9 protein-coding genes are annotated in these 10,745 nt (G+C 71.6%); 2 read left to right on the top strand and 7 right to left on the bottom strand.

From position 1 onward, the window contains the following. Window positions 1-1,125, bottom strand: a 1,125-nt coding sequence (locus GRF61_RS21600) for an efflux RND transporter periplasmic adaptor subunit (RefSeq protein WP_348982458.1), incomplete at its 3' end; no start/stop codon positions are given. Between the two features lie 214 nt (window positions 1,126-1,339). On the opposite strand from GRF61_RS21600, the gene GRF61_RS21595 reads away from it, so the two are divergent. Both GRF61_RS21595 and GRF61_RS21590 read left to right on the top strand, forming a co-directional pair. Further along, complete coding sequence (locus GRF61_RS21595) at window positions 1,340-1,876, top strand: TetR/AcrR family transcriptional regulator (RefSeq protein WP_248281386.1); 537 nt, start codon at window positions 1,340-1,342, stop codon at window positions 1,874-1,876. 124 nt (window positions 1,877-2,000) lie between these two features. Then, complete coding sequence (locus GRF61_RS21590; RefSeq protein WP_169152687.1) at window positions 2,001-2,552, top strand: DUF1003 domain-containing protein; 552 nt, start codon at window positions 2,001-2,003, stop codon at window positions 2,550-2,552. A 15-nt stretch (window positions 2,553-2,567) separates the two neighbouring features. Here GRF61_RS21590 and paoC read toward each other — a convergent pair whose 3' ends face one another. The 6 genes from paoC to GRF61_RS21560 all read right to left on the bottom strand — a co-directional run. Further along, the gene (gene paoC, locus GRF61_RS21585) at window positions 2,568-4,775 is read right to left on the bottom strand and encodes an aldehyde oxidoreductase molybdenum-binding subunit PaoC (RefSeq protein ID WP_169152686.1); all 2,208 of its coding nucleotides are present in this window, start codon (window positions 4,773-4,775) and stop codon (window positions 2,568-2,570) included. Between the two features lie 3 nt (window positions 4,776-4,778). Beyond that, window positions 4,779-5,729, bottom strand: coding sequence for a xanthine dehydrogenase family protein subunit M (locus tag GRF61_RS21580; protein WP_169152685.1), 951 nt, complete (start codon window positions 5,727-5,729; stop codon window positions 4,779-4,781). After that, window positions 5,726-6,367 carry an aldehyde dehydrogenase iron-sulfur subunit PaoA gene (gene paoA, locus GRF61_RS21575; RefSeq protein WP_169152684.1) on the bottom strand — a complete coding sequence of 214 codons (642 nt, stop codon included), beginning with the start codon at window positions 6,365-6,367 and terminating at the stop codon, window positions 5,726-5,728. Before paoA ends, GRF61_RS21580 begins: the two co-directional genes overlap by 4 nt. Before the next feature lie 482 nt (window positions 6,368-6,849). Further along, window positions 6,850-7,725, bottom strand: coding sequence for a protease HtpX (htpX, locus tag GRF61_RS21570; protein ID WP_169152683.1), 876 nt, complete (start codon window positions 7,723-7,725; stop codon window positions 6,850-6,852). 165 nt (window positions 7,726-7,890) lie between these two features. Next, a complete protein-coding gene (locus GRF61_RS21565; protein WP_169152682.1) occupies window positions 7,891-8,232 on the bottom strand; it encodes a hypothetical protein in 342 nt (113 codons plus the stop codon). 103 nt (window positions 8,233-8,335) lie between these two features. After that, a partial coding sequence (locus GRF61_RS21560) for a TonB-dependent receptor (protein WP_211166133.1) occupies window positions 8,336-10,745 on the bottom strand: 2,410 nt, incomplete at its 5' end.

The raw sequence follows: 10,745 nt of genomic DNA, 5'->3' as shown, positions 1-10,745 counted from the left end.
GTTCGGGCCGGGCGGGGTGGGCGGAGCGAGGCTGACCTTGGTGCCTGGCTGAAGGGTGCCGGGGTTGCCGACGATCACCCGCTCGCCGGGCGCGAGGCCGTCGATGATGTGCCAGCGCCCGCCGTGCATGGCGCCGGTGCGCACGGCCCGGCTCTCCACGGTGCCGTCGGCGCTCACCAGCATCACCTGCGCCTGGCCGTCGGTGCCGCGCTGCACCGCGCGCTGGGGTACGAGAATGGCCGCCGGGTCGCTGCCCTGCGCCACCCGTACCCTCACATACATGCCAGGCAGCAGCAGGCCGTCCGGGTTGGGAAACTCGCCGCGCAGCAGCAGCTGGCCGGTGCTGCGGTCCACGGTGACGTCGGAGAACAGCAGCCGGCCGGCGCGGGGCTCCCCGCCGCCTTCCAGTGCGAGCGCCAGGCTGGCGTCGGCAGCCTGGGCGGCCTGCTGTGCGGCGCGCAGCCGCAGGGCGTCGGCCGCCGGTTGGCGGAAATCGACGTACACCGGATCGAGCTGCTGCACCACCGCCAGCGGGGTGGCTTCGTCCTGCCCCACCAGCGCGCCTTCAGTGACGAGCGCGCGGCCGATGCGGCCGGAGATGGGAGCCTTGACGGCGGCGTAGTCCAGGTTCAGCCGGGCCGTGTCCACATCGGCACGGGCGGACTGGCGGGCCGCCTGGGCGCTGCGCACCGCCGCCTGCGCGGCATCGAAATCCTGCCGGCTGACGGCGTTCACCTCCACCAGCGGCCGGTAGCGCTGGAGTACCGCGTCCGCCTCGAACAGCGCCGCCTCCGCCTTCGCCAGCTCGCCCTCGGCACGCGCCAGCGCGGCCTTGAAGGGGGCCGGGTCGATGCGGAACAACAGCTCGCCGGCTTTCACCTCGGCGCCTTCCCTGAAATGGCGGCTGAGCACGATGCCGGCCACCCGGGCGCGCACCTCCGCCACCCGCACCGGCTCCACCCGGCCGGGCAGCTCGGTTTCAAGCGCCAGCGCCTCGGCCTGGGTGAGCAGGGTTTCCACCGGCGGCGGGGGCGGCGCCGGGGCGTCCTGTGCCGGTTTGCAGCCGCTTATCAGCAGGGAGAGGGCCAGCATGGCGGCCAGCCGGGCAGCGTGGGGTTCGAGCACGGAAGATCCTTCGATTGGGGGAGGGGAAGCGAAGGCGGCAATGCTACGTGTAGATATCAAATGAATCAATATAGATTCATATGATCCCATGAAGAATTGAGGCAGGCTAAACTCGGGGCGAGCGGAACAAGTCTTTCGTGTTTCAATTGGCGCCCTCGCCGCCGCTCGCGCGTGGCGCCGGATGCCGCGCCCACGCCGTTTCGCCGCAGGACAAATGGAAGATACGAAAACCCTCAATGCCCTCGCTCTGGCGCTGATCAGCACGCCGCGCGCCAACCTGCAGGAGCTGGCCAAGGCCGCCGGCATCAGCAAGGCGACGCTGTACCGGATGTTTCGCACCCGGGAAGAGCTGATCGCCCGCCTGTCGCAACGGGCGATGGCAGCGATCGCCGGGGTGCTGGAGTCGGCCGGGCTGGAGACGGCGCCGCCGGAAGAGGCGTTGCGGCGGCTGATCGAGAAGCACCTGGAGCACCGCGAGCTGACGATCTTCCTCTGGTATTACTGGAAGGACGCCCCCATCGATACTGCCGCCGCCGAGTCCTGGGACGCGGCCATGGATGCCTTCTTCCTGCGCGGCCAGCAGATGGGCGTGTTCCGTATCGACATCAGCGCCCAGGCCCTGACCGAGGTGCTGATCTGCACCATAGGCGGCCTGATAGATGCCGAGCGCCGCGGTCGGGTGGCGCGCCTGGGGCAGGCGGCGGCGATCGAAAGCATCTTTCTCGACGGCGCCGCGGTCAGGCCGCGCTGAGCCGGCCCGTTCCCACCGCGCTGCGGGCGGTGATGGCGTGTTCTAAACTGCGCCGGCGCCCCGGCCATCGGCCAGCCGCGAGGCGGCGGCATCCTTGCCGAGAACCCCACCGCAGGAGTCCAGCATGAAGAGCAGTGCCGAGATCGCGCAGGACAATCCGGGCGACAGCAGGGCCCGGGAGATCTTCCGCAACGAGTGGGCCAGGCTCACTCCCAGCGAGCGCAAGGTGGTGGAGAAGGTGCTGAAGCGCCTGGGGACGCCGCGCGACCTCAACCGCGAGTTCGACGACAACCGCAGCGTCGGCGAACGCACGGCGGACGCCATCGCCGATTTCGGCGGTTCCTGGACCTTCATCCTGCTGTTCATCGCCCTGCTGGCCTTCTGGGCGCTGCTCAACACCGAGATCCTGGGGCCGCGGCACGACGCCTTCGACCCCTATCCCTACGTCTTCCTCAACCTCATCCTGTCGATGCTGGCGGCGGTGCAGGCGCCCATCATCATGATGTCGCAGAAGCGCCAGGCGCTGCGCGACCGGCTGGATGCCGAGGTGGACCACGAGGTGAACGTGCGCGCCGAGCTGGCCATCCGCCAGTTGGACGAGCGCCTGCTGCTGATCGAGCAGGAGCTGAAGACGGCCAACGAGATGCTGCGGCGCGACCGGCTGGCGGAGGAGTAGGCGCCGCCGCTCGCGCTAGCCCAGTTCCGCCCGTTCCGGCATGCCCGGAAGCAGCTTGTCCAGCGTGATCGGGTAGTCCCGCACCCGCATGCCGGTGGCGTTGTGGATGGCGTTGGCCACCGCCGCGCCGACGCCGCAGATGCCCAGCTCGCCCACGCCCTTGGCCTTCATCGGCGAGGACATGGGGTCGGTCTCGTCGAGGAAGATCACCTCCTGCGCCGGGATGTCCGCATGCACCGGCACCTCGTAGCCGGCGAGGTCGTGATTGACGAAGAAGCCCTGGCGCTTGTCGATATGGAGCGCTTCCATCAGCGCCGCGCCCACGCCCATGGTCATCGCGCCTATGACCTGGCTGCGGGCGGACTTGGGGTTGAGGATGCGGCCGGCGGCGCACACCGCCAGCATGCGCCGCACCCGCGTTTCGGCGGTGGCGTAGTCAACCGCCACCTCGACGAAGTGGGCGCCGAAGGTGGATTGCTGGTAGCGCTGGTCGAGGTCGCCGAACTCCATGCTGTCCTCGGCGACCAACTCGCCCTCCGCCGCCGCCTGCGCCAGCGTCATGCCGCGCCCGCCGCCGCCGCGTACCTGGCCGTCGGCGAAGCTGGCCTCGGCGGGCGGGATGCCGGCGCGTTCGGCCACCCGCTCGCGCAGCCGCACGCAGGCGGCATAGACGCCGGCGGTGGCGCTGTTGGCGCCCCACTGGCCGCCGGAGCCGGCGGAGACGGGGAAGTCGGAGTCGCCCAGGCGCACCGCCACCTTGTCCAGCGGCAGGCCCAGCATTTCGGCGGCGGTCTGGGCAATGACGGTGTAGCTGCCGGTGCCGATGTCGGTCATGTCGGTTTCCACGGTGAGCATGCCGTGGCGGTCCAGCCGCACGCGGGCGCCGGACTTCATCACCAGGTTGTTGCGGAAGGCGGCGGCCACGCCCAGGCCGATCAGCCAGTTGCCCTCGCGCCGGCTGCCGGGGCTGCGGCGGGCATGCCAGCCGAAGCGCTCGGCGCCGCTGCGCAGGCAGTCGGCGAGGCGGCGCTGTGAGAAGGGCCGCTCGGGCTTCTCCGGGTCCACCTGGGTGTCGTTGAGGATGCGGAAGGCCACCGGGTCCAGGCCCAGCTTCTCCGCCATTTCGTCCATCGCCATTTCCAGCGCCATCAGGCCGGGCGCCTCGCCCGGGGCGCGCATGGCGTTGCCCTCCGGCAGGTCCAGCACCGCCAGCCGCAGCGCGGTGAGGCGGTTGGCGCCGGCGTAGAGCAGGCGGGTTTGCTGCACCGCCAGCTCCGGGCCGCCGCCGGGCAGGTCGCCGGACCAGCTCTCGTGGGCGATGGCGGTGAGCCGGCCGTCCGCCTCCGCGCCCAGGCGGATGCGCTGCAGCGTGGCTGGCCGATGGGTGGTGTTGTTGAACATCAGCGGCCGCGACAGCGCCACCTTCACCGGCCGGCCGATGGCGCGGGCGCCCAGCGCGGCGAGCACCACGTCGGCGCGCAGGAAGAGCTTGCCGCCGAAGCCGCCGCCGATGTAAGGCGACACCACCCGCAGCTTGTCTTCCGGCAGGCCCAGGGTTTCGGCGAGGTCGCTGCGCGCCCAGGCGATCATCTGGTTGGCGGTCCACACGGTGAGCTTGTCGCCCTCCCAGGCGGCCAGCGTGGCGTGGGGCTCCATCATGGCGTGGGCCTGGTCCGGCGTGCTGTAGCTGGCGTCCAGCTTCACCGGCGCGCGGGCGTAGGCGCCGTCGAAGTCGCCCACCCGGCTGTCCGGCATTGCCTCGGCCGGTTCGGTGGCGGTGTCGCGCACCGCCGCCAGATCGTAAGCGCCCGGGCTGCGGGCGTAGTCCACCCGCAGCAGCTGGGCGGCGGCGCGGGCCTGTTCCAAGGTTTCGGCCACCACCAGGGCGATGGCCTGGTGGTAGTGCTGTATCTCCGGCCCGCCCAGCAGCGCGGCGGTGTTGTGGCTGCCCTTGCCCAGCTTGCCGGCGTTGCCGGCGGTGATGACGGCGAGCACGCCGGGGGCGTGGCGGGCTTCGTCGGCGTCCATCGCGGTGATGCGGCCCTTGGCGATGGCGGCGCCGACCACGTAGCCGTAGGCCGGATTGGCGGCGGCCTGGTACTGCTCGTAGGCGTAGGGCGCGGTGCCGGTGGTCTTGAGCGGGCCGTCCACCCGGTCGGTGGCGCGGCCGACGACCTTGAGCTGGTCGATGGGATTGGTTTGCGCAGGCTGGTCGAATTTCATCGCTTACCCCTGGGCTTCGGCCAGCACCGCACTCAGGGTGCGTTGTACCAGCGGGATCTTGAAGGCGTTCTGCTGCGTCGGCGTGGCGCCGGCCAGCAACTGCTCGGTGACGGCGCGGGCGCCCAGCGGCAGCGCCGCTTCGGCGCTCTCCAGCCGCCACGGCCGGGGGGCGACGCCGCCCAGCGCCACCCGGCCGCTGCCGTCCGGCTGCAGGATGGCGGCCACCGACACCAGGGCGAAGGCGTAGGAGGCGCGGTCGCGCACCTTGCGGTAGTAGTGTTTGCCGCCCAGCGGCGGCGGCAGGCTGACGGCGGTGACCAGCTCGCCCGGCGCCAGCGCGCTTTCGTGCTGCGGCGTGTCGCCCGGCAGGCGGTGGAAGTCGGCGATGGGGATGAGGCGGCGGCTGCCGTCCGCCTTCACCGTTTCCACGCCGGCATCCAGCAGCCGCATGGCCACCGCCATGTCGCTCGGGTGGCTGGCGATGCAGGCGCGGCTGACGCCGATGAGGGCGAGCGGGCGGCTGAGGCCTTCCAGCGCCGAACAGCCGCTGCCCGGCACGCGTTTGTTGCAGGGCTGGTTGGTGTCGTAGAAGTAGGCGCAGCGGGTGCGCTGCAGCAGGTTGCCGGCGGTGGTGGCCTTGTTGCGCAGCTGGCCGGAGGCACCGGCGAGCAGGGCGCGGGCAAGCACCGGGTAGTCGCGCCGCACTCGCGCGTCGGCGGCGAGGTCGGTGTTGCGCACCAGCGCGCCTACCCGCAGCCCGCCGTCGGACAGCGGCTCCAGGCGGTCCAGGGCGAGGCCGTTCACATCGATCAGGTGGGCCGGCGTTTCCACCTCCAGCTTCATCAGGTCCAGCAGATTGGTGCCACCGGCGATGAAGCGGGCGCCGGGAATGCGCGCGGCCGCGGCGGCGGCTTCGGCGGGCGATTGCGCCTTTTCGTAGGTGAAGGATTTCATGCCCTGCCCTCCGCCACGTCGGTGATCGCATCCACGATGTTGGCGTAGGCGCCGCAGCGGCACAGGTTGCCGCTCATGCGCTCGCGGATTTCGGCGGCGCTGAGCAGGGGGCGGGCCTCCAGGTCGGCGCTGACGTGGCTGGGAATGCCGGCCTCGATCTCCGCCAGCATGCCCGCCGCCGAACAGATCTGGCCGGGGGTGCAGTAGCCGCATTGGTAGCCGTCGTGGCGAACGAAGGCGGCCTGCAGCGGGTGCAGCCGCTGCGGCGTGCCCAGGCCCTCGATGGTGGTGATCTCGTCGCCCTGGTGCATCACCGCCAGCGTCAGGCAGGCATTGATGCGCCGGCCATTGACCAGCACCGTGCAGGCGCCGCACTGGCCGTGGTCGCAGCCCTTCTTGGTGCCGCCCAGCTGCAGGCGTTCGCGCAGCACGTCGAGCAGGGAGCTGCGGGTGTCCAGTTCCAGTTCGTGGAGGTGGCCGTTCACCCGCAGCGCCACCGGGGTGTTCACCGGCGCCCGGGCGCGGCCCGCGCTGGCGGGCTGGGCGCCGGCTACGGCGGGCATCGCCATCATGGTGGCGGAGGCGGCGCTCATCACCAGCAGTTCGCGGCGGGAGAGCTTGATGTTGCTGGCTTGCATGGGAGGGCTCCTTGTCGGCGGATGCGATCCGGCCCGCTGTTCGGGCCGGGCGTGCGCAGGCCCGGCAGTGGGCGCGAATTGAAAGACTGCGGGCAAACGGTGTTCCTCGGGCGCGTGCATACGGGCGCGTGCATGGGACGACCTGCCTGTGCGGAGGGCGGCCGGAGGGAAGGCGCGGCGGAGGTACCACGGAAGCACCGCGCCGGCGACGGCTGTGGGCTGGATCAGAGCCGGATGTGGGGGGCCGCCTTGCCGGCTTGCTGGACGCCGCAAGAGGGTGGACAGAGGGTGGAAAGAGAGGGGCAGGCGTGGCGGTCCGGGGAAAAACCGGGGCCGGTGTGGAAAAAACTACAGCCACGCGAACGGGCGCTGCGCCGCTGCGGGTGAGCGCTGCCTGCGGGGAAAGGGAGGGGCGGAAAAACGAGGGGCCGGACCTCCCGGCCCGGCCCCCTGCTGGCCACCTGCGCGGCGGCCGGTGACGCTCAGCGGCGGCTCTGCAGCGCGGCGATGCGCTCTTCGATCGGCGGGTGGCTGGCGAACAGCGCCATCCAGGCCGGGCGGCTGCTGATGCCGGCGGTGGCCACGTTCTTCGGCAACTCGCCGGCGTCCACGCCGCCCAGGCGGCGCAGCGCGTTCACCATCGGGCTGGCGTTGCCCATCAGGCGGGCGGCGCCGGCGTCGGCGCGGAACTCGCGCTGGCGGGAGAACCAGGCCACGATGATGCTGGCGAGCACGCCGAACAGGATGTCGCAGACGATGGTGGTGACGAAGTAGCCGATGCCGGGGCCGCTCTGCTCGTCGTTGCGGCGCAGGAAGGAATCCACCAGGTAGCCGACCACCCGCGACAGGAAGACGACGAAGGTGTTCACCACGCCCTGGATGAGCGTCAGCGTCACCATGTCGCCGTTGGCGATGTGCGCCACTTCATGGGCCAGCACCGCCTCCACTTCCTCCTGCGACATCGCGTTCAGCAGACCGGTGGAAACCGCCACCAGGGAGTTGTTCTTGGTGGCGCCGGTGGCGAAGGCGTTTGGCTCGCCCTCGTAGATGGCGACTTCCGGCATCGGGATGCCGGCGCCCTGGGCCAGCCGGCCGACGGTGTCCAGCAGCCACTGCTCATGCTGGTTGCGCGCCTGGGTGATGGTCTGCGCGCCGGTGCTCCACTTCGCCACCGGCTTGGAGATCAGCAGCGAGATGAAGGCGCCGCCGAAACCCATGATGGCGGCGAAGCCGAGCAGCGCGCCGAGGTTGAGTCCGTTGGCGGTGAGGAAGCGGTTGACGCCCAGCAGGTTGGCGACGATGCCGAGCACCAGCACCACCGCGAGGTTGGTGCCGAGGAAGAGAAGGATGCGTTTCATTGGGGGACTCCGTTGCGGTGATTGGGTTGGAGGCGTGGGGGCCTGCCGTGGGGTGGACGCGCCGGCTGCGCGTGGTGGCGCAGCGTGCCGGGAGAAACGTGCTCGGAGGAGCCGGGCTGGCGGGGCGGTCCGCCGCAGGGACGGACGGCCGCGGGCCGGGCGCGCTCAGGCGAGCGCGGCGGCGTCGGGCGGCCGCAGCGGGCCGTCGAGGAAGGGCTTGGTCAGGGCGTCGTGCCAGCCGGGCGGCTGGCGGCCGGTGACGGAGAGGTGGCGCGGGGTGCGGCTGGGCGTGTCGGCGAGGTCGTGCAGGTCGGCCGGCGTATCCGCCTGCAGCGGCGGCAGGTCGTCCGTGCGCCTGTCGTCCGCCGGCTGCGAGCCCTTGCCGTCGAGGGCGGTCAGCACCTGTTCCACCGGCGCGGTTTCCAGCGCGGCCGCATAGGCCTGCGAGCCCGGACCCGGGCACAGGAAGACCACGACGAAGAAGAGGGCGAGGAGGCCGCGCAGCATGGCGGCGAGTATAGCAGCGGGGGCCGGGCGGGCCCGCCGCCGCGCGGCCACGCCTTGCGGGGCGTGGCCGCGTTGCGGTGATGCCGTGGCGGGCGCGCTGCGCTCAGAGATCGACCGACAGCGACAGCAGCAGGGTGCGCGGGGCGCCCACCGTGAGACCCTCGCGGGCGGCCGAGAGCCAGTAGTCCTTGTCCGTCACGTTCTCCACCGTGCCGCGCAGCACCACCGCCTTGCCGGCGGCGGTGAAGGCGTAGCGCGCGCCGAGGTCGTAGCGGTTCCAGGCGGGCAGCTTCTGGGTGTTGGCGGCGTCCACATACTGGCCGCCGGTGTGCAGGGCGCGGGCGGTGAGGGTGAGGCCGGGCAGCAGCGGGGTGTCCCACTCCAGCGCCAGGTTGGCCTGGCGGCGCGGGGTGGCCGGGGCGGTGTTGCCGTCGTTCGCGCCGCTCTGGGTCTTCAGCAGTTCGGCTTCGGTGTAGGCGGCGCCGCCGAGCAGGCGCAGGCCGGGGGCGAGTTCGCCCTGGGCCAGCAATTCCAGGCCGCGGTTGCGCTGCTTGCCGTCGGTGCTGAAGCGCTGGCTGGCCGGATCGAGGAAGCTGCTCGGGCGCTCGATCTGGAAGGCGCTGAGGGTGGCGACGATGCGACCGAAGTCGTACTTGGCGCCAATCTCCGTCTGGCGGCTGATGTCCGGCGGGAAGACCTCGCCGGCATTGGCGGCGCCGGACGGCGCGGTGGGGCCCTGGCTGAGGCCCTCGATGTAGTTGGCGTAGAGCGCGAGCGCCGGTGCCGGTTTCACCGTGATGCCCACCGCCGGCGTCAGCGCGGACTTGCTGTAGTGGGCGCTGCGGTTGCCGGTGGCGCCGTCGAAGCCGTCCACCACCACGACTTGCTGGCGGGCGCCGAGTATCAGCTGGACCCGGTCATCGGCGATGGAAATGGTGTCCGCCAGCGCCAGGCTGCGCAGCCGGGTGACGCTGACCTTGGGCAGATGGCTGCCGATGGCGATGGCGGGCTCGGCGAGCGCTGCCGGGTCGTAGAGGTCGGACAGCACGATGCTGGAGGTGGCCCGCAGCTGGCGGTGTTCGAGATCGAAGCTGCTCATGCTCAGCACCGTCTCATGGCCCAGCTCGCCGGTGGTGAAGCGGCCGCGCACGCCGGCTTCGCCGGTGACGGTATTCACCTCCTCCTTGAGGCGGGTCGGCCGCGCGCCGATGGTGCCCTGGCCGTCCAGCATCAGCCAGCTGGTCTGCAGGCTGGAGAAGTCGTAGCGGTTGCCGCCCACCGCGGCGAAGGCGGTCCAGGCCGGCGAGAGGTCGTATTCCGCGCGTGCGACGCCGAACCACTCGTTGGTCTTCCAGTAGGTCCAGTCCGGGAAGAAGTTGCCGCGGGCGTCCGGCGCCGAGGGAATGCGTACCCCGGAGCCGGGCGGGAACAGCAGGCCGCTGCGGGCGTGGGTGAGGCGGTTCTGGTAGTTGAGGTCGGCCTCCAGGCGCAGGCGGTCGGCGTGGTAATCGAGGCCGATGGAGAAGGCATCCAGCTTCTCCTTGGCGCCGTCCTGCGGCATGTCGCCTTCGCTGTGCTGGGCGTTGACCCGCAGGCCGAGTTCCTGCGCCTCGCCGAAGCGGCGGCCGAGGTCCACATGGGTGCCGAACTGGCCGTCGTCGATGTAGGACAGGGTCACCCGGTTCAGCGGCTCGGCGCCGGCCCGCTTGGGCACCAGGTTGATGGAACCGCCCACCGAGCCATAGGGGGCCATGCCGTTGAGGAAGGCATTGGGGCCGCGCAGCACTTCCACCCGCTCTATGCCGATCAGCGCGCTGGCGTTGCGCGGCGAGGCGCCGTACATGCCGTTGTAGGAGACGTCGTAGTTGAACAGCGTGAAACCGCGGATGTTGAACTCGTCCCGCCCGGCGCCGCGGGCGTAGGTGTTGCGCACCGAGGGGTCGTTCACCAGCACGTCGCCGATGTTCTGCGCCTGCTGGTCTTCGATCAGCTTGGCGGTGTACTGGGTGAGGCTGAAGGGGGCGTCGAGGGTGTCGCGGTTGCCGAGCAGGCCCAGTCTGCCGCCGCGGGCGGTCTGCCCGCCGGCATAGGTCTCCGGTAAGGTGCTGGCGTTGGCGAGGCTGGTGTCGGTGACGGTGACCGCCGGCAGCGTGGTCTCGCCGCCGCGCGGCGGGCGCGCTTGCAGCGCATAGGCGCGCGGCCCCTGGCGCACCGCCTGCAGCGGCGTGCCTTCGAGCAGGCGGGCGAGGCCGTCTTCCACCGCGTAGTTGCCGCGCACGCCGGGGCTGCGGACGCCGGCGGTGAGCCGCGGGTCGGCGGCCACCATGACGCCGGCGGCGGCGCCGAAGGCGCCCAGGGCGTCGTCCAGCGCACCAGCGGGGATGTCGAAGCTCAGCCGCGTTTCGGCGCTGCCGCCCTGCTGAGCGAGCACGGTGGCGCTGGTGGCGGCCAGCCCGCCGGCGGTGAGCAGGGCGAGGCAGACGGCGCGGGTCAGGGGGGCAAGGGGAGCAATG

It is taken from the genome of Azoarcus sp. TTM-91 (assembly GCF_012911025.1).
Classification (GTDB): Bacteria; Pseudomonadota; Gammaproteobacteria; order Burkholderiales; family Rhodocyclaceae; genus Azoarcus.
This window is presented reverse-complemented; position numbering and strand designations above follow the sequence as displayed.